Here is a 26,474-nt window from a genome sequence, read left to right on the forward strand (position 1 = left end):
ATGCAAAAGGCCTAGGGCGTGTTTATCTGTGTTGATAAATTATGCCCTAGGCTATTTTTATGCCAAGTAATCACCAAATGCACGCCCTTTAGCCCGCTAACCAATTGAATTTGCCTTAATAATTAATGGCCTTTTTTAAGGTAATCCTTTACTTGGTACAAATTCAATTACCGTTTGTTGTTAACCATCTTGAAGGCTTAATCGACTCAGGTTTCTTGGCGAAGGCGCGCAAGACAATCGTCGGCCTTTAATGGCTTGCTCAGTAAGAAGCCTTGCACTTGATCGCAGCCACCATTTTTCAAAAATTGTAGTTGCTCATTGGTTTCCACACCTTCTGCAACCACATTTAATTCTAAGCTGTGGGCGAGGGTAATAATGGCGCTGGTAATGGCTGCGTCATCGGGGTCTTCCGTGATATCTCGCACGAACTCTCGATCAATTTTTAAGGTGTCAATCGGGAAGCGTTTTAGATAACTTAAGCTTGAATAACCAGTTCCAAAGTCATCGATTGAGATTGTTAAGCCGATGGCTTTTAGCTGAGTTAAAATATCGACGGAATCCTCTGGATTACCCATGATCATCGATTCAGTTAATTCTAACTCTAACGCATTTGCCGGTAAGCCTGACACCGCTAATGCCACCTCGATGGTGGAAATAATGTTGGCTTTTAATTGTCTAGCTGACAGATTTACAGCCACAGAAATATGGTTAAACCCTGCCTGATGCCAAATAGCAAGTTGCCCGCAAGCCTGGTTAATTGCCCAATGACCAATGTCATTGATCATGCCGGTTTCTTCCGCTAACGGGATAAATTCAGCCGGTGAAATAAAGCCTAGCTCTTTACTGTGCCAACGTAATAAGGCTTCTAATCCAATAATCTTTTCTGTTTTAACATCAAACTTGGGTTGATAGACCAAGGATAACTCTTTTAACTCAATGGCTTGCTTTAAGCCCGCCTCTAATAACACATGGCGGGTAGCATACTGGTTTAATTCAGAGGTATAAAACTGGAAATTGTTTCGTCCCAATGCCTTAGCATGATACATCGCGGTATCCGCATACTTAATCAATGAGGTGGCATCGATAGCATCATTGGGATAAAGACTGATACCGATAGACGGTGAGATGGTGAGGGTTTTATCATCCAATAAGAAAGGCGTTTCAAATGCTTGTAGCACTTTATCGGCAATAATAGTGGCAGATTCTGATTTTTTAACCCCTTCTAATATCAGGGTGAACTCATCACCGCCCAATCTCGCCACGGTATCTCCTTCGCGAACCGCATTCAGTAAGCGGCTCGATACAGCTTTGAGAAGAAGATCGCCAATATGGTGACCCATAGAGTCATTAATGTGTTTAAAGCGGTCAAGGTCGAGGAACAATAACGCCACAATGTGTTGGGCACGATGCGCCTTGGTAATGGCATGATTGAGTCGGTCTTGAAACAACGTTCGGTTAGGTAGGCCTGTTAATGGATCAAAATTAGCTAACACTCGTAAATCTTCTTCGGCTTTTTTACGTGCGGTGATATCGGTAAACACCGCCACAAAATGGCTGGTTTCACCTTTGTTATCGATAACTTGGTTGATTTCAAGCCAGGCTAAAATGCCTTTACGATCGCGCGTTCGAATTTGAGTTTCACCTGACCAGTGCTTATGACGCAATAATTGTGCTTCAATGTCTAAGTAGAATTCTCGGGTCTGCTTGCCCATGGTTAAAAACAAGAAATGCTTACCTGCAACGTCACGAGGTTTAAAGCCTGTGATCCGACTGAATGCAGGATTAACAGAGCGAACACTGTAATCTAACTCTCCAACAACCACAGCTTCGTTCATACTGAACAGAACTTGAGAGGAAAGTTTTAATTCATTTTCCGTTTCTTTACGGCTGGTAATATCCTTATGGGTGCCGGCCATGCGTATAGGATTGTTTTTAGTATCACGCTCAACCACTTGACCTCGGTCTAACAACCAGGTGGATTTACCATTATCCATTTCAACACGGTATTCGGCCTCAAAAAACTCACTGTGTCCGTCAAGGTGCTCTTGTAATAATTTAGTGACTCTATCGCGGTCTTCAATATGAATATTATCTATCAGAAGTTTTTCTGACTTGCCAAAACTCATCTGCGGCACCATATTTGTGCGATAGACTTTATTCTCGATAATATTCCAGTCCCACATACCGTCACCAGAAGCCCATAATGCCAGTTTTAGGCGCTCTTCCGATGCGCGAATGCTTTGCTCAAATTCTCTTTGTTTTTCGAGCTTTTGATGCCTTGCATACATAAAATATGACAACAGACTAAAGCTTAATATGCCATAAAGCATATAAGCTAAATGGCTCATATAAAATGGTGGAATAACCGCAATGGGAACCGTAAGGGTGTATTCGTCATAGGCGTTTAACCCCAGTGAATGACGAACGATAAGCTCATAATTACCGGGTGGTAAATTGGTATAGGTGATTTTACTGCCAGTGGGGAGTTTATGCCAAACCGAGTCAAACCCTCTTAAAAAGTAACTGTATTTACTGAGGTTTTGATAGCTAAAATTGAGCACGCCCACCTCAAAACTGATCAGTTGTTTTTCATAGGGCATTTCAATTTTAGGGGTGTGGCTGAGATCTAAAACCGGATAACTGCGGTCACCAATCGTATATTGAGTTAACGCTAATTTGATTGAAGGTCTTTGTTGTGGGATCTCACTTGGAACAAAGTAATTGATGCCATTTACGCCGCCAAACCACATATCACCATTGGCGTCTTTAAAGCGAGCGCCACCATTAAACTCAAGCGCTTGTAAACCTTCATTGGTGTTAAATGAGGTGAAGCTCTTCGTTTTGGGATTATAGCGGGAGATACCCACATTGGTACTTAACCACAGATTTTGGTCATTGTCTTCCAGCAGGCTGTAAACGGTATTAATCGCAGAATCGTTGTTTACATCTAAACGTTCAAATTTGAAAATACCGTAATCTGTGGTTAATTTGTCAATTCCACCATGTGTTGCGACCCATAAATCACCACTCTGGGTACGAAGAAAGTCCCTCACGCGGTTATCACTTAAACTATAGGGGTTATTGGGTTCATGGCTGACAAACACTAAGTCTTTTTCTTCTGGATTGAGACGAACCAAGCCACCGATAGTCCCAATCCATAAATAACCGTCACTAAAGTGTAAGGTCAGCATTTCATGTTTGTATGGAGAATAATCTTTTTGAAACCCAAAATTATAGGGCAACATTTGATGATTATCATTAGAGATGAAATACAAACCTAAGGTGCTGGATAACCACACTCTGTCTTTATCATCAATGGCAAGACTGCGGAAATTTAAGTCATTATGCAGCGCAGGATTTTGGGGCTTAATGGGTGCTAATGTATCTTGTTGATCTAAAATAAACACGCCTTGGGTAGTCGCAAACCAAAGATTTTTTTGCTTGTCCTCTATAATATCATTTACATGAATATTGAGCTCTGATTCAGGTACTTGTAGTAACTGAGCAAATTTACTATTGAGGTAAACATATTCATTTTTATCATTTAAATATTTAGCCCCTTCACCATCTGTGCCTATCCATAAGCGTTGTTTGTGGTCGCGATATATCGAGCGGATCATATTAGCCATGCGGGCATTCGGGGCTGTGCTGTCATACAAATGAGCAAAGTATTGATGGCTTAAATTGATTTTATCAATGCCGGAAAAACTGGTTCCTAACCATAATGTGCCGTTTGGATCTAGCATCATGGTTTGGAGATCATTTTCAGTTAAACTGTCGCGCTTGTTGGCATTATTTTTATGGTAATGACTGTGCCACTGCTTACCGTCAAAATTAAGTTGGATAAGCCCTGAACTATTGCCAATGGCCCATATTTCATTGGCATTAACGACGACAAAATCTTTAATGAATTTTTGTTTGCCTGATGTAATCGGTCGTTGCCAGATCAGTTCTTTTTGGTGAGTATCGAGGTTATAACGCCAAATTTTATCATCAATCGCTAGCCACACAGCAAAAATGGAACTGGCTTGTATGCGATTGACTTGTGCATTGCTAGGAATATCTAAGCGATTTATTGTGTTGGTATCAATTGCATATGTACCGACTTTATCCGTACCGACAATGACAAATTTATCATCAACATTCGCCAAACTGGTAATTTTAGGTTCTAGACTATTACCTAAACCGACACGATTAATTTTGAAGGTTTTAAGTGACATCATGAACAGACCTGAACGTGTGCCTATCCATAAGGTTTCGCCGATCACGGCAAGATGAGAGACTTGATTATCGGTTAAACCGTGGTCGTTACTGTAGCGCGAAAACTTACCCGTTTTAAGATCAAGACGGTTTAAACCACTATTTAATGTACCTATCCAAAGTGCACCATCAGGGGACTGAATAATATCGGTGATGAAGTTATCTGAAATGCTTTCGGGGTCGCCAGAGCGTTTTAAGTACATTTGGAAGTCGACACCGTTATAGCTGTGCAAGCCATCCTGGGTGCCAATCCATAACATACCCGCGCTATCCATAAACAGATTTGTGATACTGTTCTGGTTTAAGCCTTGTTCACTGTTAAAGTGTTCAAATTTGATCTCAGAAATATTGCCATATTTACCTTGGTATTGAGCAGTACTTGGCATTGCATACAATAATGTTGCAAAGAATAAGCCTGTGCAGATAAATGTAAATAAGCGTGAAATCAAATGACACCTTTTTATTATTGTATTTTTATCATTATAGTAAGAGTGCTAAAAAACAATACTACCCTGTAAAGGTTAGAATTCAATTATTAATCACGCATCATTGATTTTTATTTTTAGATACAACCCCTACCACGCCAGCATAGTCAACTCTCATGAATAGATAATCGGACGTTATTATTGCTTATTTTGCCGATGACTATTGTTGTACTGCTGAATAATCGCTTCGATTTGTTCGTCTTTCTCAAGCCATAAATCGTTTAGCCAACGCTGAAATTCTGCGCGGTATTCCGCTTGAGAGAAATACACATCGGCATCCACCTCTGGTACGGGCATAACGTCCACTTTCATGATGACTTTTTTCACTCGGCCATTCATGACACCGAATAAAATATCCTCATCGGGTTTTGAGTCAGGATAAACCAAAGTGATATTTAATAAATTGGTAAATTGTTCGCCCATTGCTGACAGTGTGAAAGCAATGCCACCAGCTTTTGCGCGCAATAAATGCTTGTATGGAGATTGTTGGCGCAAATGTTTTTCTTGAGTAAATCGACTACCTTCAACATAGTTAATGATCGAGGTCGGTAAATGTTTGAAACGCTCACAAGCTTTACGTGTAGTGGCTAAATCTTTACCTTTGAGTTTAGGGTTTTTACGCAATTTTGCAGCGCTGGTGCGGTGCATAAAAGGCATATCCAAAGCCCAACAGCCCAATCCCATAATTGGCACATATATGAGTTCTTGTTTCAGAAAAAACTTCAACATTGGAATATGGTTACGCAGTAAATAGGTTTGTGCCGCAATATCAAAACCACTTAAATGGTTGCTTATCAGTAAATACCAACCATTTTTATCCAGTTTATCTAGCCCTTCCACATCCCATTCAATATTTGAGATGATCGCAAGAATACCGCCATTACACACCGCCCAACACCACATAAATCGATTCATTAGTTTAGATAGTCCTAAGCGAATCGTGCTAATGGGTAGTAATAACTTAATAATGCCACCAATAATAATTAATGAGCCCCAAAGTGCTGTGTTGATGATCAGCAATGTCAGGCTAATAAAATATAACATTGGGCCGGGTAAAAACGATAACATTGAAACTTATACCTCTTATTCAGGCTTACAGCTAATCGTGCTGAGGTCTTCCTTAGCCGTATTACTGGGATAATATTGTTGTAACTGTTGATCTTTATTAAACCAAAATTGATTTAATTGCTCTTGAAAATCAATCTTAAACTGGCGGTCATTAATATAATCACCGCGCATGCTTTGCGGAATGTTACTGATTTTTATGTCTACTTTAATGTGGGTAGTTTGCCCACAGAGATATTCCCAAAATGAAGGTACTTTGTCAGGGTAATAAATAGTGACGTTGACCAGTTTATTAATGTGTTCCCCCATGGCTGATAATGCGAAGGCCATACCGCCTGCTTTAGGTTTTAATAAGTGTTGAAAAGGCGAGCTTTGCTTGTCATGTTTACTTTTACTAAAGCGGGTTCCTTCCACAAAATTCATCACACTTACTGGCTTTGTTTTGAATTTTTCACATGCTTTACGGGTGATTTCTATATCTTTGCCCTTCAGTTTTGGGTTCTTTTTTAACTGGGCATTACTAAAACGACGCATAAAGGGAAAATCAAGCGCCCACCAAACTAACCCTAGTACGGGTACATATAACAATTCTTGTTTTAGGAAAAACTTCAAAAAGGGAATTTTGCCATTCAATGTACGTTGCAATACCAATATATCTACCCATGATTGATGATTGGCAATCACCATATACCATTGTTTACGATCAAAATCGGTGTCGCCTGTGATTTCAAATGTCACGGGATGAAGTAGCTTTTCGGTAAGCGTGTTGCCATAAATCCAAGCTGAGGCGCAGTTATCTGTAATGTAACTGCATATTTTGTCTATTATTTTCAGTGGGATAAGCTTTATTAGCCCAAAAACCAAAATGGGGATAGCCCAAAATAGTGTATTCAATAGGTAGCATAAAAATGCTAACGAGCCTTTAAATTGTGAAAACAACGACATTTATCCCTCCTGCAAATGGAGGCCTATGTTACTCGTTGTATAGGTTTAGCTCAATCAGTAGCGATTTTATTTTGCTATTGTCTGCTTAAACTGGCTAATAATCGGTCCATTGCTCGGTACCCTAATGCTTGAGCGATATGACTTCTTTCAGTATTTGGACACCCCTGCAAATCGGCAATAGTTCTGGCAACCCTCTGAATACGATGGAAGCTGCGTACTGATAACCCTAATTTAACCACGCTTTGCTCTAAAAAGGCTAAGTCTTGCTGACTAATCCCGCTATGTTGATTGAGTAATTTGGGGCTTAATTCACAATTGAGGATCCCACATCGGCTCAGTTGTGTGTGTCTGGCTTGCTTTACTCGTGCAGCAATGCTGGCACTGGTTTCAGAATGTGTTTGGGGTTGAGTCAATGAGCCTGCGGGTAATTTGGGCACATCAATGGTTAAGTCGAATCTGTCTAAAAATGGGCCGGATAATCGTGATAAATATCGTTGAATTTGATCGGGGGTGGCTCGAGCGTGTTCTGTATCGCCACAGGGACTAGGATTCATCGCCGCAATTAATTGAAACCGGCTGGAGAATGTCATTTTGGCTGCCGCACGCGATATCACCACTTCACCACTTTCCATTGGTTCGCGTAAACAATCTAGTACCTTACGCGGAAACTCGGCAATTTCATCAAGAAATAAGATACCACGATGGGCGAGTGATATTTCACCGGGCTTGGGATGAGCGCCACCCCCCACTAATGAGATGGATGAACAGGTATGATGCGGTGCACGAAAGGGACGATTAAGAAAATTGGCAGGTTTAATCGGTAAGGCTGCAACGGAATGAATAGCCGCAACCTCAATCGCTTCTTCATAGGTGAGTTTTGGCATTAGCGGGATGATGCGATTGGCTAACATGGACTTTCCTGTTCCAGGTGGGCCTAACATCAGCATATTATGACCACCTGCGGCCGCAATTTCTAATGCGTGTTTCGCTTGATGCTGTCCAATCACTTCACTCATACAAAGATAACTTTCATCTGTGGGCGCATCTTCAATCCATTGTGGCAGATTATCCAGTTTAGGCAGTTGTGATTGCCCATGCATAAACGCGGCTAAATGTTGTAAATGGGCGACAAAAAAGCAGTGTTCATATCCTACTAGTTCAGCTTCATAACGATTATCCAGTGGCATAAATAAATGATGGCTTTGATTTTTCGCCGCAATAATTGCGGGTAAAATGCCGCTGCATGGTCTTACTTGTCCGGATAAGGCTAGTTCACCAATAAACTCATATTGCGCCAAATGTGTAGCGGGAATTTGTCCTGATGCGGCTAAAATACCGATTGCGATAGGCAGGTCATAACGACCGCCTTGCTTGGGTAAATCAGCAGGTGCCAAATTGACGGTAATTCTGCGTTGGGGGACCTCAAACCCTGCGTTAATCAACGCACTGCGAACGCGCTCTTTGGCTTCTTTAACAGAGGTTTCGGGAAGCCCGACTAAATTAAACGCTGGAAGGCCATTACTTAAATGCACTTCAACAGTGACGATAGGGGCATCAACGCCACAGCTGGCGCGAGTTTTGACACAGGCAATTGCCATAAACAAATCCTTTGCGGTGATTAATCCTATTTCCATGGATTAATGGGGAGAATTCAACAGCACATCAATATTCACTAAGTGTAGACTATTTTGTTGATAATTCTTCAAGTACCATACGCCGATTTCGATCGCCTCTGCATTTGGATTAAAATGTGCAGCGTTTTTGAATGATTTCATCACGCCCAAATATTGAAGCGATTAAATGGTCGGTAAATGCTTTGAATAGCTATAACGCAGCCTGAAATAAATTGGCGGAGGTAGTAATGGGTTTTGTAGACAATTTTTTAATCATGATGGCGCTAATTGCGATTAGCTGTTTTTTTTCAATGTCAGAAATAGCCTTGGCCGCCGCACGTAAAATTCGCCTGCAAGCACTGGCTGATGAGGGCGATTTTAGGGCAATAAAAGTGCTTAAACTGCAAGCGCACCCAGGCAGCTTTTTTACCGTAGTGCAAATAGGCTTAAATGCTGTGGCCATTATGGGCGGTATTGTCGGCGAGGGTGCTTTTAGGCCTTATTTTGAAACCTTGTTATCCCCCTGGATTGAACCAGCTTGGGTGAGTCAAAGTAGTTTTGTGTTGTCATTTATTTGTGTGACGTCTTTTTTTATTTTATTTGCCGATTTAATGCCAAAACGTATTGCGATGGTGATGCCTGAAAAGGTCGCGGTCAATTTTGTGTCGGCCATGGTGCTGTGCATTAAGTTATTAAAACCGTTTGTATGGTTATTTAATGGTTTGGCCAATAATTTATTTAAATTGTTACGCATTTCAATGACTCGCAACGATCAAATCACCCATGATGATATTTATGCCATTATGAATGCCGGTACCGAGGCGGGGGTCTTAGATAAAGGCGAGCAACAAATGATGGAAAATGTATTTGAAATGCAATCCGTTCCGGTTACCTCGGCAATGACGGCACGTGAAAGTCTGATTTATTTTTTACAGCAAGATTCTGAAGAAGCCATCAAGCGCAAAATTGCAGAAGAACCCCATAACAAGTTTTTAGTATGTAATGGCCAGCTGGACTCTATTTTGGGCTATGTCGACGCCAAAGAGATTTTGTTAAGGGTGATTAATGGCCAAAGTATCAATTTGAAAGACGCCACATTAGTGCACAACTGTTTGATTATTCCAGATACGCTAACCTTGTCTGAAGCGATGGAGTATTTTAAAAATAGCCGCGCAGATTTTGCCGTAGTGATGAACGAATATGCGTTAGTGGTGGGTATTGTGACCACCAATGATTTACAAAGTGCAGTGATGGGTGCTTGGTCATTGCATGAAAGTGAAGAGCAAATTGTCAGTCGAGATGACAGCTCATGGTTAGTGGACGGTGTAACCCCAATTACGGATGTGATGCGGGCATTTAATATTGAGGCATTTCCCCAAAGCCAGAATTATGAAACCATCGCCGGGTTTATGATGTATATGCTAAGGAAAATCCCCAAGCGTACCGATTTTGTGAATTATGCCGGCTATAAATTTGAAGTGGTCGACATTGATTCCTACAAAGTCGACCAACTATTGGTCACTAAAATCGAGTCGCTTTAAATGACCTGTAAAAATGCATTGATGATAGGATCATCAGTGCGTTTATCTTTGCAGCAACAGCCTAATTCAAACCCTGGTATCTCAACGGGTGAAGCGATCATCTGAATGCGTGCTCGAACGGGACTATTTTGAATGACCACATCAGGGCTGATGCCAACCCCGCAACCTAATGCCACCATAGAGGCAATCGCCTCTTGTCCGGCGACTTGTGCATAGATATTGGGTTTAAATCCCATCTGTTTAAACCAATTATCAATACGACGTCGACCCGGACCATGGTCTGGTACAATAAACGGCAGTTGCTCCCATTCAATATCGGGTTGAGACACCATTTGTTGCACCTGACATGGCATAGTCGGTGCAATAATCGATAACGGCACATAGTCAATTTTACTGAAGTGTATACTTGGCGCTAAGCTGTCAGGCATGGCCAATATGGCAATATCGGCTTTATTTTGCTGCACTTCATTAATCGCATTGGCGGGATCACCCGTGGTTAAATTGATTTCCACATGGGGATGTTCACGCCTAAAGCGTTCGAGTAAAACGGGTAAATGGCTATAGGCCGCAGTCACAGAGCAGAAAATATTCAGGCGGCCACGTAACACATTTTGTTGTGGATCGATTCGCTGCCTTAGCTGCGCCCACTCAGATAGGGTTTGTTCGGCAAAACGTTTAAACTCAATTCCGGCATGGGTTAGGCTGACGCTGCGGTTGTCTCGCTCCAGTAATTTACAGCCCACTTCTTCTTCTAATCTTTGCATGGCTCGGCTGAGTGTTGATGGACTAACATGGGTTTGCTCGGCCGTTTTGGCATAGTGCAAACTGTCGCATAAATGCAGGTACAACTTAAGTGATCGAATATCCATAATGCCCCAGACACAGTGTTGCAGTTGTTTGATATGGCAAACTATATCATTTCATTAATTGCAATTACAAATGCCAAATATATCATTTTAAGCAATCAAATGCTTGCGCTATAGTGAACTCAATCACAACTTCCGATAAGTTTACTTGTCAGAATGTTGCGTCTCAAATTAATGAATTTTATAGGTGGTGTCAGATGGCTAACTATTTTAACTCTCTGAATTTACGTCAACAATTATCTCAATTAGCACAGTGTCGCTTTATGGACCGCAGCGAATTCTTAGACGGCTGCAATTATATTAAAGATTGGAACATTGTGATTTTAGGCTGTGGCGCCCAAGGGCTTAATCAAGGCTTAAACATGCGCGATTCAGGCCTTAACATTTCTTTTGCATTACGTCCTGAAGCCATTGCTGAAAAACGCGCGTCTTGGAAAAAAGCCACTGATAATGGTTTTACCGTTGGTACCTTTGAAGAGCTTATTCCTGCTGCCGATTTGGTATTAAACCTAACGCCCGATAAGCAACACACTAACGTTGTTAATACGGTTATGCCGTTAATGAAGCAAGGTTCAACGCTTTCATACTCACATGGCTTTAATATCGTTGAAGAAGGCATGCAAGTGCGTCCAGACATCACGGTTATCATGGTGGCACCAAAGTGTCCTGGTACTGAAGTGCGTGAAGAATACAAACGTGGCTTTGGTGTACCCACTTTGATTGCTGTTCACCCAGAAAATGATCCAAATGGCGACGGTTTAGATATTGCTAAAGCCTATGCAAGTGCCACGGGTGGTGACAGAGCTGGCGTATTGTTGTCATCGTTTATTGCTGAAGTGAAGTCTGACTTAATGGGCGAGCAAACGATTCTATGTGGCATGTTACAAACCGGTGCCATTTTAGGATACGAAAAAATGGTCGCTGACGGTGTAGAGCCTGGGTATGCCGCCAAGTTAATCCAACAGGGGTGGGAAACGGTTACCGAAGCGCTCAAGCATGGCGGTATTACCAACATGATGGACCGTTTATCAAACCCAGCTAAAATCAAAGCCTTTGATATGGCTGAAGAATTGAAAGAGATCTTAGCGCCATTATTTGCCAAGCATATGGACGATATTATTAGCGGTGAGTTTTCTCGCACTATGATGGCTGATTGGGCAAATGATGATGCTAATTTACTCCGCTGGCGTGCAGAAACTAACGAAACGGCATTTGAAAATGCGCCAGTTTCTAGTGAACACATCGATGAGCAAACCTACTTTGATAAAGGCATCTTCTTAGTGGCGATGATCAAAGCGGGCGTTGAGTTGGCATTTGATACCATGGTTGCCTCTGGCATCGTTGAAGAATCAGCTTACTATGAGTCATTGCATGAAACACCGCTAATTGCCAATACTATTGCCCGTAAGCGTTTGTATGAAATGAACGTTGTTATTTCAGATACCGCTGAATATGGTTGTTACTTATTTAACCATGCAGCAGTGCCATTATTGCGTGATTACGTAAACGCCATGTCGCCAGAGTTTTTAGGTGGCGGTTTAAAATCAGCATCCACTGGCGTTGATAACTTGCGTTTAATTGAAGTGAATGATGCGATCCGCAATACCGATGTTGAATTTGTCGGTGCTGAATTGCGTGGTTACATGACGGATATGAAAAGCATTGTTGAAGTCAGCTAAAACCTTGAAGTGGCTACCAAGGTAGCCACTTCAATTGTTGGGCTTGTTTTGTAAAGAAGTACTGATGAAGTACCTGTTCAGTTTAGGTTGTTAAGTTAACCATGAGTTGTCGGACAGGCATCATGGGAGAGAACTCTCCCAAACTAAATATTTTTAGTTTGTTGTTTGCATTGTCTCGGCAGGGAAGCTGAATTTTTTTTACAAAACTGATTTTTGCTTGTGTTTGGTGAAGTTTCTATGATATCACTTAAAATACAGTTGAAGTTCAACGTTAATAAATTAGGAATTCAGTTCTTTTTATGTTTAACCAAGCAGCCCTACTCATTATTGCAATTATTACCGTAGTGATTATTAAGTCACAGCGGGGGCTGCATTTGGAACAAAGACTGACCTAACGGTTACAAATTCCAAAAACCCCCGCTCCGAAAGGACCGGGGGTTTTTTGTTTTAAAGCATTTGTCACTTCGCTGTAACCACTGAGATCTAGCCGCGTAAATAAAAGTAGAGAGCACAATATGGAAGTAGGGCAAAAAATAAGAGGCGCAGATGCCGTCATAAAAGTTATCGCAGCACATGGTGTTACCACTGTATTTGGCTACCCAGGTGGCGCGATTATGCCGATCTATGATGCTCTTTACGGCAGTCCAGTTGAGCATTTGCTAAGTCGCCATGAGCAAGGTGCAGCCTTTGCAGCAGTCGGCTATGCAAGAGCCAGTGGTAAAACGGGCGTTTGTTTTGCCACATCAGGCCCCGGCGCGACAAATTTAATCACTTCGCTTGCCGATGCGCTGCTCGACTCTGTGCCTTTAGTGGCGATTACCGGTCAGGTGTCGACCAGTGTGATTGGTACGGATGCTTTTCAGGAAATTGATGTGCTGGGAATGTCTCTGTCCTGTACTAAGCACAGCTTTATGGTGACCGATATCAATGAGCTTATTCCTACGTTATATCGCGCTTTTGAAATTGCCGCCTCTGGCAGACCGGGGCCAGTGTTAGTGGATATCCCCAAAGATATCCAAATTGCTGAGCTTGAATACAAAACCCCACTGCAATCTGTTGAGGATGAACTGCAAGCGCAGCCAGGCGATCTTGCTGCCGCCGCTGAGCTTATAAAAGCAGCCAAAAAACCTATGCTATATGTCGGTGGGGGTGTCGGGATGGCGGGGGCTGTTGCGCATTTACGTCAGTTTATTCACCAAACAAAAATACCATCAGTTGCAACCTTAAAAGGCCTTGGCAGCATCGCCCATGACACGCCAGGTTACCTTGGTATGTTAGGGATGCATGGTGGCAAGGCGGCTAACTTAGCGGTACAGGAATGTGATTTATTAATGGTGGTGGGTGCCAGATTTGATGACCGAGTTACCGGACGCTTAGCCAGTTTTGCCAGTAATGCGAAGGTGTTGCACCTTGATATCGATGCTGCCGAGCTTGGCAAGTTGCGTCAACCTGATGTCGCCATCGCAGCGGAGCTTCGTCATGTATTGCCTGCGTTATCTGCGGCGGTAGTCGATGCGGTGCATATTCAGCCTTGGTTACAAGACATCACTGATATGGCACGTCAATATCAATGGGATTATAACCACCCAGGTGAATTGATTTTTGCCCCTTCTATGTTGCGCCGCCTAGCCAATAAGTTACCCGAAGATAGCGTAGTCAGTTGTGATGTGGGTCAGCATCAAATGTGGGTTGCCCAACATATGTGGTTTAGACGACCAGAAGATCATTTGTCGAGTGCGGGTTTAGGCACTATGGGATTTGGCCTTCCTGCGGCAATTGGGGCGCAAGTTGCTAGACCCAATGCGACCGTGGTCACCGTTTCGGGTGATGGGTCCTTTATGATGAATGTGCAAGAACTGACGACCATCAAGCGCCGTAAATTACCGGTGAAAATTTTACTGATAGATAATCAAAAGCTCGGCATGGTGAAGCAGTGGCAACAATTGTTTTTTGAAGAGCGCTACAGTGAAACCGATTTATCCGATAACCCTAACTTTGTGTTAATGGCGTCTGCTTTTGATATACCTGGCCGCACCATTACGCGAGCAGAAGAAGTGGAACAAGCATTGGATGAAATGATCAATTCCCCTGGCCCATTTATGTTACATGTGGCCATTAATGATGCCTTTAACGTTTGGCCTTTGGTGCCACCAGGGGCAAGTAACAGTGACATGATGGACCAAATGGAGAAACAAACATGATGATGCATAACCTTGAAATCACCGTTAAACAATGTCCTGAGGTATTAGAGCGCGTGTTACGCGTAACCCGTCATCGCGGCTTTAAAGTGACGCAAATGCACATGAATACCCAAGGTGATAACAGTTTGGCAATTAATTTGTGGGTTGAAGCCGAACGCGCTATTGAATTATTAAGTAACCAATTAGATAAGCTGATTGATGTGACTCAGTGTAAAGTATTACCTGCCGCGCAATTAGATAAAACAGTCAACGCTTAGGTTTTAGTTAGCATCAGTTAACAAGTTGAAAGATATCCTAAGCCGCAATGAATTAAACAAGGAATTAAGCAATGCCAAAATTACGTTCAGCAACCAGTACCGAAGGCCGTAACATGGCGGGAGCCCGCGCTCTGTGGCGTGCAACAGGCGTTAAAGAAACCGATTTTGGTAAACCGATTATCGCGATTGCTAACTCATTTACCCAATTTGTACCAGGTCATGTGCACTTAAAAGACATGGGCGCGCTGGTTGCAAGTGCCATTGAAGAAGTCGGCGGTATCGCTAAAGAATTTAATACCATTGCGGTCGATGACGGCATTGCCATGGGGCATGGCGGTATGCTTTATAGTTTGCCATCGCGCGAGTTGATTGCTGACAGTGTGGAATACATGGTTAATGCCCATTGTGCCGATGCCTTAGTGTGTATTTCCAATTGCGATAAAATTACCCCCGGCATGTTAATGGCGGCATTACGTTTAAATATTCCCGTGGTATTTGTCTCCGGCGGCCCAATGGAAGCGGGTAAAACTAAGCTGTCAGATAAAATCATCAAGCTTGATTTAGTTGACGCAATGGTGGCTGGAGCTGACACCAACGTGAGCGATGAAGACAGTAAACAAATTGAGCGCAGCGCTTGTCCAACGTGTGGTTCGTGTTCTGGTATGTTCACCGCAAACTCAATGAACTGCTTAACCGAAGCCTTAGGCTTATCATTGCCGGGTAATGGCTCAATGTTGGCAACCCATGCCGATCGTCGTGAGCTATTTTTAGAAGCGGGTCGCCGGGTGATGAAACTGGCAGAGCGTTATTACAAGCATGATGACGAAAATGCACTACCACGTAACATTGCTTCATTTAAAGCGTTTGAAAACGCCACCGCACTCGATATCGCCATGGGTGGATCATCAAACACCGTATTGCATTTATTGGCCGCGGCGCAAGAAGCTGAAATTGATTTTACCATGAATGACATTGATCGAATGTCACGCCTAGTGCCGCATCTTTGCAAAGTCGCGCCATCTACCCCTAAATACCATATGGAAGATGTGCATCGCGCCGGTGGCGTCATGGGTATTTTAGGTGAGTTAGACCGTGCTGGTTTGCTTCATAATGATGTACCCCATGTGGCTGCTGATAATGGCGGTGACCTAAAGTCAGTATTAGCTAAATATGACATCAAACAGACCGACGATGCACAGGTGAGACGCTTCTTTAGTGCAGGTCCTGCAGGTATTCCAACCCAAAAAGCCTTTAGTCAAGATTGTCGCTGGGACTCGGTGGACGATGATCGTGAAAATGGCTGTATTCGTAGCCGTGAATTTGCCTTCAGCCAAGAAGGCGGCCTAGCGGTATTGTCGGGCAATGTGGCTGAAAATGGCTGTATTGTAAAAACGGCGGGCGTGGATGAGTCAAACTTAGTGTTTGTAGGCAGCGCGCGTATTTATGAAAGCCAAGACGATGCCGTAAGCGGTATTTTAGGCGGGGAAGTGGTTGCTGGCGATGTAGTGGTGATTCGCTACGAAGGTCCTAAAGGTGGCCCTGGTATGCAAGAAATGTTGTATCCCACTACTTACCTTAAATCACGTGGTTTAGGCACCAAATGTGCGTTAATCACCGATGGACGTTTCTCGGGCGGCACATCTGGTTTATCTATTGGGCATATTTCGCCAGAGGCCGCATCCGGTGGCACTATCGCGTTAATTGAAAATGGCGATCAAATTGCTATCGATATTCCAAGTCGCAGTATCAAACTGAATGTCAGTCATGAAGTATTAGCGACACGTCGCCAAGCGATGGAAGCTAAAGGGGTACTCGCGTGGAAACCACTCGCCCGTGAGCGTTATGTGTCACTGGCGCTGAAAGCCTATGCATTATTAGCCACCAGTGCTGATAAAGGCGCGGTGCGCGATCGCAGTAAGTTGGAGGGGTAATATGTTGGCCTTGGCATCTCAAACACAGTTAGATTTAGCCCATTATTATTTACAGAAGATTTTGCTGTCGTCAGTTTATGACATTGCCAAGGTCACCCCATTATCTGGCATGAAAAAACTGTCAGCTCGCTTAGGTTGCGATGTGTTTTTAAAGCGAGAAGACATGCAACCTGTGCACTCATTTAAGCTGCGTGGCGCTTATAATCGCATTGCGGAGTTAACGCCTAAGCAATGCGAAGCAGGGGTGGTATGCGCCTCGGCAGGGAATCATGCCCAAGGTGTGGCCATGTCAGCGGCAAGTCGGGGCATCAATGCGGTGATTGTCATGCCAAGCACCACACCGGATATTAAAATCGATGCAGTAAAACGACTTGGAGGCACTGTGGTACTGCACGGGCAAGCATTTGATCAAGCCAATGATTATGCCAAAGCCTTATCTGAACAAGAAGGCAGAGTGTATATTGCTCCCTTTGATGATGAAGCTGTGATTGCAGGACAGGGCACGATTGGCCAAGAAATGCTCCAGCAGCAACGCGGGCTAGAAGTGGTATTTGTGCCTGTAGGCGGCGGCGGATTGATTGCGGGGATCGCGGCGTATTACAAAGCAGTGATGCCGCAGGTAAAAATCATTGGTGTTGAGCCTGAAGATGCGGCGTGTTTAAAGGCGGCATTAGAAGCTGACGAACCTGTCACATTAAGTCAGGTAGGGCTATTTGCCGATGGCGTGGCCGTCAAGCGTATTGGTAATGAGCCGTTTCGTCTTGCCAGAGAATATGTCGATCATGTCATTACCGTCACATCAGATGAAATTTGCGCTGCAGTAAAAGATATTTTTGAAGATACCCGTGCCATTGCTGAGCCTGCAGGGGCATTATCAATAGCGGGGCTTAAAAAGTACATGCTTGAGCATGAAGCCGATACCGACAAACCGTTAAAAGTGGCAGCTATTTTAAGTGGGGCTAACGTTAACTTTCATAGCTTGCGTTATGTGTCTGAGCGCTGTGAATTAGGTGAGCAGAAAGAAGCGGTATTGGCTGTGAAGGTACCCGAACAGCCTGGCAGCTTTTTACGTTTTTGCGAGTTACTTGAAAAACGGGTGATGACAGAGTTTAACTATCGCTTCAGCAGCCGAGATATGGCGGTGGTGTTTGCCGGTATTCGCTTAACTGGTGGTCAAACTGAGCTGAAGGGCATTATCGCCAAGCTCGAATCGGAAGGTTTTGAAGTGCAGGATTTATCGCAGGATGAAACCGCAAAATTACATGTACGTTATATGGTTGGCGGTCATCCACTTGAAGCGTTAGAAGAGCGGTTATTTAGCTTTGAGTTTCCTGAGCACCCCGGAGCATTGTTGAAGTTTTTAACCACATTACAAAGTCAGTGGAATATTAGCTTATTTCATTATCGTAACCATGGCGCCGCTTTTGGGCGTGTATTGGCTGGATTTGAAGTGCCTGCAAGTGATGACATTCCGTTTGCGCGTTTTTTAACGGATTTAGGTTTTGTCTACCAAGAAGAAACCCACAGTCCGGCGTATAAATTATTTTTAAATGCGAATAAATCCTAAGCTTTAGGTGATGCGGTGATTCTCTCATCTTTTGGGTCTGCTGCGAGCTTGCTATTGCGGGTAGTGGATAAATAAATTTTCGCATACTGGCGTAAATTAGACTGCCAGTGTGCTAAGTTAGCTGACTCATTTCTCTTGAAGTGACTTCGGTTCATGTTATTACCAAAGCGAGAGCATACTCGTAGGTAACTTGTTGTTTTTTATGTAGGGTAAATTTTCGACTCACGCTATTTTAAAGATAGTGATATTTAGTTAAGGAGACATTGATGTTGCCCGTACCACAAATTTCCGCTTTTAACCCTCCACGTCGTATTTTGATGGGCCCAGGGCCGTCTGATGTATACCCAGAAGTGTTAGCGGCCCAAGCTAAGCCTACCATTGGTCATTTAGATCCGCTTTTTGTCAATATGATGGATGAGTTAAAGCAACTCATTCAATATGCGTTTCAAACGAAAAACGAGATGACATTAGCCGTTTCAGCACCAGGCAGTGCCGGTATGGAAACCTGCTTTGTTAATCTGGTTGAGCCGGGCGAAAAGGTCATTGTTTGCCGCAATGGGGTTTTTGGCGAGCGTATGCGCCAAAATGTTGAGCGTGTCGGTGGCGTTGCTGTTGTGGTCGATAACGAATGGGGTCAACCTGTTTGTCCGCAGGATGTAGAACAAGCTTTAGTTGCACATCCTGATGCAAAATTTTTAGCGTTTGTGCACGCTGAGACCTCTACAGGCGCTTTATCCGATGCGCAAACCTTATGTACTTTGGCGCAATTACATAATTGCCTGACCATTGTGGATGCTGTGACGTCTTTAGGTGGTGTTGAATTGCGTGTGGATGAGTGGGGAATTGATGCCATTTATTCTGGTAGTCAAAAGTGTTTGTCTTGCGTACCAGGTTTGTCACCTGTGTCGTTTTCAGATAAAGCCGTCGCCAAATTAAAGGGGCGTCAAACACCCGTACAAAGCTGGTTTTTAGACCAAACCTTAGTGATGGGGTATTGGGGTAATGCCGCTGGTGGTAAGCGCAGTTACCACCATACCGCTCCCGTGAATGCGCTTTATGCATTGCACGAATCATTGAGAGTGTTAGCCAATGAAGGTTTAGAAAATGCCTGGGCGCGTCATCATAATATGCATGTGTTGTTACGTGATGGCTTAACTCAGCTTGGGCTAACGTTTGTTGTCGATGAGGCGTACCGTTTGCCGCAACTTAATGCGGTGTATATTCCAGAAGGTATTGATGATGCTTTGGTGCGTAAGCAGTTATTAGAGCAATACAATCTAGAAATTGGTGCTGGTTTAGGTGCGTTAGCGGGTAAAGCATGGCGTATTGGTCTGATGGGCTTTGGTGCAAGAAGAGAGAATGTCGCCTTGTGCCTTAAAGCATTGGAAGATGTTATGCGTTAGTGTATTACCTTACATCGCTTTTTGAAACAGGCACCTGTATGGTGCCTGTTTTATTTTCGGCCCTAAACCACCTACTTCTGTAGGTGGTTATCATCAATTAGGCTCTGCCTGAAGTATATTCAATAGCTGATTTACTCAAGTAATGCGTGAGCTGTGCTAATGGTGCGGTACAAGCTTCTAAATCAGGGATGATTTAGTTGAGCCTATAGGGATATATTTATGGCGTCTTGTCACGCACGGTAGGTAAGCGCCCTTTTAGGGAGTGATATCAAAGCCACTTTCTTCAGAAGGTGGATTCTTTAATGTTAACCGTTTGTTGCTTGATGTGTTAGTAACCGCTATGCTTAAAATCGACAGTTGAGTAAGGTATGCAGTAATCGAGATACCTAAATGGTGACACGTTAGGCTGTGATTGAAAGATTCAGTCCTAATAAAATGATGACGTTAGCTAAAGCTATTAAGGTAAATAATCGTATATGCGAAGGTCTTGGTACAATTCTCAGCTATTGGTCGTGTGCTTGCTTGCCATGCTGCTATCTTTAGGTTTTTTTCCGCGAGTTCAGGCTGAGATTGCTGTTTTACCAGAGTATAAAAAAGTCATTAACATCGCCTCCGCTGATTCTCGTCCTCCCTACATTTTACCAGAAGACCGCTCAGGTCTTGAGTTAGATATCATTCGTTCCGCTTTTGCTGATCAGGGCATTGAAGTTAATTTTCAATTTTCGTCACGTAATCGACAAATGTTGCATTTTGAACAACACAAAGTCGATGCCATCATTACTGTTAATCAGTACTCGGGTGTCAGTGGCTTTTTTTCAGATAATTATATCAGTTATCAAAATGTCGCCATTAGTTTGGCAAAAGATGATCTAAGAATAAAAAATATCGATGACTTAGTTGGATTGAGTGTGGTCGCTTTTTTAAATGCTAATAATGTGTTGGGTGATGCGTTTCATCAAATGACCAAAAAGAATTTGTCTTATTTAGAGGTGTCACCACAACAAAAACAAAATAAAATGTTATATCTGCAAAGAGTCGATGTTGTGATTGCGGATAAAAACGTATTTCAATATTTAAACACCTTGATTGCCAGAGACGTGGATGTTAGCGAAAATTTACATTACCACATGATTTTTCCAGCATCAGATTATTTTGCTAGTTTTCACGATGAAAAATTGAAAAACAGCTTTAACCAAGGGTTAAAAAATATCCGCAATAATGGGGTTTATCAGCAACTTCAGCAAAAATATATTGCTACAGTGCATTAAAATAAAGCCTCAAATGAGGCTTTATTTGTGTCGGTTATTGCTAATCAGCTAAGCGCTTTTCTAATTCGTTTACTTGAGCTTGAAGTGCTTCAAGTTTTTCTCGAGTTTTTAATAATACGTGTTGCTGTACTTCAAATTCTTCGCGTGAGACGACATCTAACTTCATTAGCTGACTTTGCAAAACTTGTTTACTGCGTTCTTCAAACTCGGCAGCAAATTGCTTGACACCGCTTGGTAAATTTTCGCTTAGCTGTTTGGCGACTTCTTCAATTTTCTTTGGATTAATCATCATTTGTCTTCCTACACCAATATTGCTGCCATTGTAGCTCAGCGATACCCCAGGGGCAAAATATGACGACAAAATTGTTAACTCTACCAAGTTGCCATCTGCTATGATCCGCCTTCGTGTTGAATAGTGGGAATGCAATTAAAATGAAACTCAATCCAGGACAAAATGATGCCGTGCATTATGTCTCCGGCCCTTGTTTGGTATTAGCAGGTGCGGGTAGTGGAAAAACGCGAGTGATCATTAATAAAATTGCTTACCTAGTTGAAAAATGTGGTTATAACGCCCGCAACATTGCCGCCGTCACCTTCACCAACAAAGCTGCGCGTGAAATGAAAGAGCGTGTGGCGCAATCTATGGGTAGAAAAGAAGCTCGTGGATTATGGATCTCTACCTTCCACACGTTGGGCTTAGAAATTATTAAACGTGAGCATAAAGTCTTAGGACTTAAGGCGGGTTTTTCATTATTTGATGATCAAGATACGTTTGCGTTATTAAAAGAATTAACCCAGAACGAATTAGATGAAGATAAAGATTTAATTAAAGCATTAGCGTCAGCTATTTCAAATTGGAAAGGCGGCTTAGTTATCCCTCAGCAAGCACGCAAAATGGCTAAAGATGAGCAGGGCCAGCTATTTGCTATGTTGTATCAACGTTATGCTCAACATATGAAAGCCTATAACGCCCTCGACTTTGATGATTTAATTTTGATCCCTACTTTGCTATTACGCATGAATGAGGAAGTGCGTACCCGCTGGCAGACGCGGATTCAATATTTGCTGGTGGACGAATATCAAGATACTAACACCAGTCAATATGAGTTGGTTAAATTGTTGGTTGGTGAGCGAGCAAGATTTACCGTGGTAGGTGATGACGACCAATCTATTTACTCATGGCGCGGTGCCAAGCCGCAAAATTTAGTATTACTGGGTAGTGATTTTCCTGAGCTGAAATTGATTAAGTTGGAGCAGAATTATCGCTCCAGCCAAAGGATCTTACGCGCAGCTAATATCCTGATTGCGAATAATCCTCACGTATATGAAAAAGCCCTGTTCAGTGAATTGGCCTATGGTGAGCCATTAAGGGTATTAATTGCCGCCAATGAAGAACAAGAGGCTGAGCGTGTGGTGGCAGAGATCATTCGCCATAAATTTGTTGGGCGAACTCAATTCGGACAATACGCTATTTTGTATCGGGGAAATCATCAGTCACGTTTACTTGAACGCGCACTCATGACAAACCGTATTCCCTATAAACTCAGTGGTGGCACCTCATTTTTTGCCCGCGCTGAAATTAAAGACATCATGGCTTATCTGCGTTTAGTGGTAAATCCTGATGATGATAATGCCTTTTTAAGAGTGGTTAATTTACCTAAACGCGGGATAGGCCCGGCAACGTTAGAGCGATTGGGCAACTTTGCTAATCAAAAACACATTTCCATGTTTGAAGCTATTTTTGATGCGGGGCTTAATCATGAGTTGGCGCCTGCCGCCGTTAAATCGCTATACCAATTTGGGCAGTTTATCGTTGATACGGGCGAAATTGCTAAGCGTGGGGAGTCGGTTGATGCGATTAAAAAACTGATCCGCAGTATCAATTACGAAGACTACCTATACGAAACCAGTACCAGCGCTAAAGCCGCCGAAATGCGTATGAAAAACATTTCAGAGTTGTATCGCTGGGTCACAGAAATGCTTGAAGGTGACGAGCTTGATGAGCCGATGACGTTACCAGAAGTGGTAACTCGATTAACCTTACGTGACATGATGGAGCGCAATAGTGAAGACGAGGGCGGCGATCAGGTGCAGTTAATGACCTTACATGCCTCCAAAGGACTCGAGTTTCCATTCGTATTTATGGTTGGCGTTGAAGAACGTATTTTGCCCCATCAATCCAGTATCGATGAAGATAATGTTGATGAGGAGCGACGACTCGCATACGTGGGAATCACCCGTGCGCAACGTGAATTGTGGTTTGTGATTTGTCGCGAGCGACGTCAATTTGGTGAAACTATGCGCTGTGAACCAAGTCGATTTTTGATGGAATTGCCTCAAGATGATTTAATTTGGGAAAACCGTAAACCACAACAAACTGAGCAACAAAGAATGGCCACTGGTAAAAGTAATATTGCCAATCTTAGGGACATGTTTAAAAAGTAGTCAATAGGTTTTGATGTGGCAATGGGGGAGTAATATTTGTTTTGATGTCACATAAAAACAAAGTGTTACCTAAAAGGCAAGTAAGCCGTATCAAGGGATAAATGATCAAGGGCGATTTTGTGCTGTAGTTTCTAGATGGCAATAATCATTGTTAAGCACAGGAATTCATTATATTAGTGCTGTTTACGGTTTTTTTTTCCAATGTTCTTCCTTTGCCAACCTTATAACCCAGCTCAATAAATTGGAGTTTTTGTTGTAAGGTATCAATACCCGTGGCAACCATGTTTATCTCTAATGCATCTGCTGATAATTGGTAAGCTTTGACCAATTTCAATTGATTATCATTAAGCAAATGTTTACTGATTTCTTGGTCAAGCATTAAGGTACTGATGGGTAAAAAACTTAAGCTGCTTAATGAGCTATAACCCGTTCCGAAATGGTCGAGGCCGATATTGGTGCCTAATTGCTTGAGAATTTCAAAGGCATTAAGGTGATTTTCGGTGTCTTTCACTAATGATTTTTCGTTGAAAAAAACCGTCAGTTTCGACAAATCTATTTTGCTACTTTTTAAGGTGTTTTTAAGACCACGCAAGGCATATTTATGGTTCACATGCTGGCTTGATATCGACATATAAAGTTGCGTCATAGCACCATATTGCCGTTTTAATGCCGGATAATCTTTGTTTAATTGTTGAAAAATATAGTCATCAAAAATTAAAGAGAGTTGTGCGTTTGATGTCAGTTGTAGCAATTTATTATGATCCCAAAAACCATGTTTTTCATGCTGCCACTGTGCTTGTGGCTCTATTGCGATAATGGTTTCTTGTGTTAAATCATAAATAGGACGATAGCTAATTTGAATAAGATGTTGATTGAGTGCTAGGGTGAGTTGCTCATTTAAATCATTTCTTTGTTCAGACTGGAAGCTTAATTCTCTGTCGAAAATAACATAACAGCCCTTACCATTTGCTTTTGCTTGGTACATGGCTCTGTCTGCATCACGCAAAATAGATTCACTGGTCTCTAATTTATCGTTGCGACTAAAGGCGATGCCAATGCTGGCACCCGAGAGAAAGTCTTTATTGGATAACGAATAAGCTTGACTAACTTGATGCAAAATACGCTCGCAGACTTCTGTGGCATCCTGAGTGCCGCGAATGGAATCAAGTAAAATGACAAATTCATCTCCCCCCATTCTTGCCAAAGTATCGTTCTCACGAATGCAGCTTTTCAGACGTTTAGCGGTTTCAATCAAAAAACGATCGCCTTCAAGGTGGCCTAAGGTATCGTTAATTACTTTAAAGCGATCCAAATCGATGAATAGCAGAGCAAATTGATCGAGTCCATGTCGCCTGACATGCTTTAATGCTTGGGATAATCTGTCCATTAGGAAATTACGGTTTGGCAGTCCCGTTAATCCATCATGTTGTGCATCATGTACAAGCTGCGCTTCAATTTTTCGGCGCTGATTAATTTCTGTTTGTAAGTTGCGATTGACTAGAGCCAGAGCCTGAGTTCGCGTCGACACTTTTTCTTCTAGTAGTTCATGACTGCGCTTTAATGATTCAACCGCATTTTTACGTTCAATTGCATTGGCAATGTGTTGCGACACAAATGTCAGCAGTTCAAGGTCTTTAGTTTGATAGTTTTGTTTGGCGTCTAGGCTGTAAATGGTCAGCGCGCCAACTACGTGGTCATGAATGATTAACGGCACGCCTATCCATTGATGCATATGCTCGGTGCGGTTTAGTTCAGGAGACATCGCATAAATATCACCATTCTCAACCAGCTTTTTGATGTCTTGCTTGCTGAGCAATCTAGGTTGTCTATGCTGTAAAATATATTCAGTTAACCCGTCTTGCACTGGTCGTGACGAGGGGTAGTCATTGTCCAGTTGTGACACATAAAAAGGGAAGGACAACATGTTGTTATCAATTAACGAGATAAAACAGTTTTGTGCAGGCAGTAACTGGCTAATAATTTCATGAATACGGGTATAGAAATCTTTTTGAGCAAGTTTAGAGGAGGAAAGATCTGCGATTTGAAATAAAGACTTTTGTAGGTTTTCGGCTTTTACGCGTTCTTTTACTTCTGACTTTAGGCTGTTGTATGCTTGGCTTAATTCTTTGGTGCGTTCTTCAATAGCTAATTCAAGTTGTTCATTATGCAGTAATCGCTCCATTACGCCTGAAATATGTTGACTAATAAAGCCCATTAATTCCAGTTCAAGCTCGCCATAGTTAATTTCAGTATTATAACTTTGGACAACTAAAACACCGTTTACCACCTCTGCGTTTTTAATTGGCACACCTAGCCATTGGTGGCATGGAGAACCTAATCCTTGAATTTTACCCTGCTCAATCAGCTTGCAAAATTCATCTTCATTGCATAACAACGGTAACCCCTGCCTGAGCACATAACCGGTAATACCACGATTTAAAATTTCAGAAATTTCTTCATCTGGGTATAACTCGCTCGGATGGGCATCTTTTTCATCGGCAAAAAAAGGCAGGGTAATCAGTCCTGTTTTAGGGTTTTGTGCTGCGATGAAAAAGTTATCTGCGGGAATGAGACGCTGCAAGTGTTGATGAACACCTGTGTAGAAATCTTCTAAACTGCTGACATTATTAGCTATATTAGAGATGCCTAATAGTGCATTTTGTACGATTTCAGCGCGCTTATATTTTTTAGCTAAGCGCTTTAATCTCGCAATACGACGTTGAAGTGAATCAACATCAGTAGGTAACTTGGGGCTATTAATTTCCGTATCCATACCTGCAGCCACACTATCCTATTAACAATACTCAGAAATGTACAAAGCCAACAAGTATATTTAACACAATTTAAAATGTGATCCAAGTAATATAATACGCCGTAAAATGAGGATAAAACGCGCTGATTAGTCAAAACTTAATCACTCAGATAAAAAAAGTGAATCATGACTAGAC

17 protein-coding genes are annotated in these 26,474 nt (G+C 42.5%); 9 read left to right on the forward strand and 8 right to left on the reverse strand.

Annotated elements, in window-relative coordinates:
* Positions 1–206: 206 nt before the first annotated feature.
* The 4 genes from OHT75_RS00370 to OHT75_RS00385 all read right to left on the reverse strand — a co-directional run bounded on the left by OHT75_RS00370 (position 207) and on the right by OHT75_RS00385 (position 8,353).
* Positions 207–4,646 carry an EAL domain-containing protein gene (locus tag OHT75_RS00370; protein ID WP_406681931.1) on the reverse strand — a complete coding sequence of 1,480 codons (4,440 nt, stop codon included), beginning with the start codon at positions 4,644–4,646 and terminating at the stop codon, positions 207–209.
* A 237-nt stretch (positions 4,647–4,883) separates the two neighbouring features.
* Positions 4,884–5,813 carry an acyltransferase gene (locus OHT75_RS00375; protein WP_264724372.1) on the reverse strand — a complete coding sequence of 310 codons (930 nt, stop codon included), beginning with the start codon at positions 5,811–5,813 and terminating at the stop codon, positions 4,884–4,886.
* A 15-nt stretch (positions 5,814–5,828) separates the two neighbouring features.
* Positions 5,829–6,755 (reverse strand): acyltransferase, encoded by a 927-nt coding sequence (locus OHT75_RS00380; protein WP_264724373.1) that lies wholly within the window; start codon positions 6,753–6,755, stop codon positions 5,829–5,831.
* 74 nt (positions 6,756–6,829) lie between these two features.
* Positions 6,830–8,353: a YifB family Mg chelatase-like AAA ATPase gene (locus tag OHT75_RS00385; protein WP_264724374.1), complete on the reverse strand. Its 1,524-nt coding sequence runs from the start codon at positions 8,351–8,353 to the stop codon at positions 6,830–6,832.
* Positions 8,354–8,616: 263 nt separating this feature from the next.
* Here OHT75_RS00385 and OHT75_RS00390 point away from each other — a divergent pair, with 263 nt between their 5' ends.
* A complete protein-coding gene (locus tag OHT75_RS00390) occupies positions 8,617–9,909 on the forward strand; it encodes a hemolysin family protein (RefSeq protein WP_264724376.1) in 1,293 nt (430 codons plus the stop codon).
* Here OHT75_RS00390 and ilvY read toward each other — a convergent pair.
* The gene (gene ilvY / locus OHT75_RS00395) at positions 9,906–10,778 is read right to left on the reverse strand and encodes an HTH-type transcriptional activator IlvY (RefSeq protein WP_264724377.1); all 873 of its coding nucleotides are present in this window, start codon (positions 10,776–10,778) and stop codon (positions 9,906–9,908) included. The two genes, OHT75_RS00390 and ilvY, sit on opposite strands and share 4 nt — an antisense overlap.
* A 194-nt stretch (positions 10,779–10,972) precedes the next feature.
* Here ilvY and ilvC point away from each other — a divergent pair, with 194 nt between their 5' ends.
* The 5 genes from ilvC to ilvA all read left to right on the forward strand — a co-directional run bounded on the left by ilvC (position 10,973) and on the right by ilvA (position 18,410).
* Positions 10,973–12,454 carry a ketol-acid reductoisomerase gene (gene ilvC / locus OHT75_RS00400; RefSeq protein ID WP_264724378.1) on the forward strand — a complete coding sequence of 494 codons (1,482 nt, stop codon included), beginning with the start codon at positions 10,973–10,975 and terminating at the stop codon, positions 12,452–12,454.
* Between the two features lie 515 nt (positions 12,455–12,969).
* On the forward strand, positions 12,970–14,655 hold the full coding sequence (gene ilvG / locus OHT75_RS00405) for an acetolactate synthase 2 catalytic subunit (RefSeq protein WP_264724379.1): 1,686 nt from the start codon (positions 12,970–12,972) through the stop codon (positions 14,653–14,655).
* The gene (gene ilvM / locus OHT75_RS00410) at positions 14,655–14,912 is read left to right on the forward strand and encodes an acetolactate synthase 2 small subunit (RefSeq protein WP_264724425.1); all 258 of its coding nucleotides are present in this window, start codon (positions 14,655–14,657) and stop codon (positions 14,910–14,912) included. Before ilvG ends, ilvM begins: the two co-directional genes overlap by 1 nt.
* Positions 14,913–14,983: 71 nt before the next feature.
* Complete coding sequence (gene ilvD, locus OHT75_RS00415; protein ID WP_264724380.1) at positions 14,984–16,843, forward strand: dihydroxy-acid dehydratase; 1,860 nt, start codon at positions 14,984–14,986, stop codon at positions 16,841–16,843.
* A gap of 1 nt (position 16,844) precedes the next feature.
* Positions 16,845–18,410 carry a threonine ammonia-lyase, biosynthetic gene (ilvA, locus tag OHT75_RS00420; RefSeq protein ID WP_264724381.1) on the forward strand — a complete coding sequence of 522 codons (1,566 nt, stop codon included), beginning with the start codon at positions 16,845–16,847 and terminating at the stop codon, positions 18,408–18,410.
* Here the strand turns inward: ilvA and OHT75_RS00425 are convergent.
* A complete protein-coding gene (locus tag OHT75_RS00425; RefSeq protein WP_264724382.1) occupies positions 18,407–18,565 on the reverse strand; it encodes a hypothetical protein in 159 nt (52 codons plus the stop codon). The two genes, ilvA and OHT75_RS00425, sit on opposite strands and share 4 nt — an antisense overlap.
* A gap of 111 nt (positions 18,566–18,676) precedes the next feature.
* Between OHT75_RS00425 and OHT75_RS00430 the strand changes: the two genes are divergently transcribed.
* Both OHT75_RS00430 and OHT75_RS00435 read left to right on the forward strand, forming a co-directional pair.
* On the forward strand, positions 18,677–19,813 hold the full coding sequence (locus OHT75_RS00430; RefSeq protein WP_264724383.1) for a pyridoxal-phosphate-dependent aminotransferase family protein: 1,137 nt from the start codon (positions 18,677–18,679) through the stop codon (positions 19,811–19,813).
* 476 nt (positions 19,814–20,289) lie between these two features.
* The gene (locus OHT75_RS00435) at positions 20,290–21,081 is read left to right on the forward strand and encodes a substrate-binding periplasmic protein (RefSeq protein WP_264724384.1); all 792 of its coding nucleotides are present in this window, start codon (positions 20,290–20,292) and stop codon (positions 21,079–21,081) included.
* A 40-nt stretch (positions 21,082–21,121) separates the two neighbouring features.
* Here the strand turns inward: OHT75_RS00435 and ubiK are convergent, their stop codons facing one another.
* Positions 21,122–21,370, reverse strand: coding sequence for a ubiquinone biosynthesis accessory factor UbiK (gene ubiK, locus OHT75_RS00440; protein ID WP_261299028.1), 249 nt, complete (start codon positions 21,368–21,370; stop codon positions 21,122–21,124).
* 143 nt (positions 21,371–21,513) lie between these two features.
* On the opposite strand from ubiK, the gene rep reads away from it, so the two are divergent.
* The gene (gene rep / locus OHT75_RS00445) at positions 21,514–23,526 is read left to right on the forward strand and encodes a DNA helicase Rep (protein ID WP_264724386.1); all 2,013 of its coding nucleotides are present in this window, start codon (positions 21,514–21,516) and stop codon (positions 23,524–23,526) included.
* Between the two features lie 151 nt (positions 23,527–23,677).
* On the opposite strand, the gene OHT75_RS00450 is transcribed toward rep, so the two are convergent.
* A complete protein-coding gene (locus OHT75_RS00450; protein WP_264724387.1) occupies positions 23,678–26,299 on the reverse strand; it encodes a sensor domain-containing phosphodiesterase in 2,622 nt (873 codons plus the stop codon).
* Positions 26,300–26,474 lie beyond the last annotated feature (175 nt).

The organism is Shewanella subflava (assembly GCF_025971955.1).
Classification (GTDB): Bacteria; Pseudomonadota; Gammaproteobacteria; order Enterobacterales; family Shewanellaceae; genus Shewanella; species Shewanella subflava.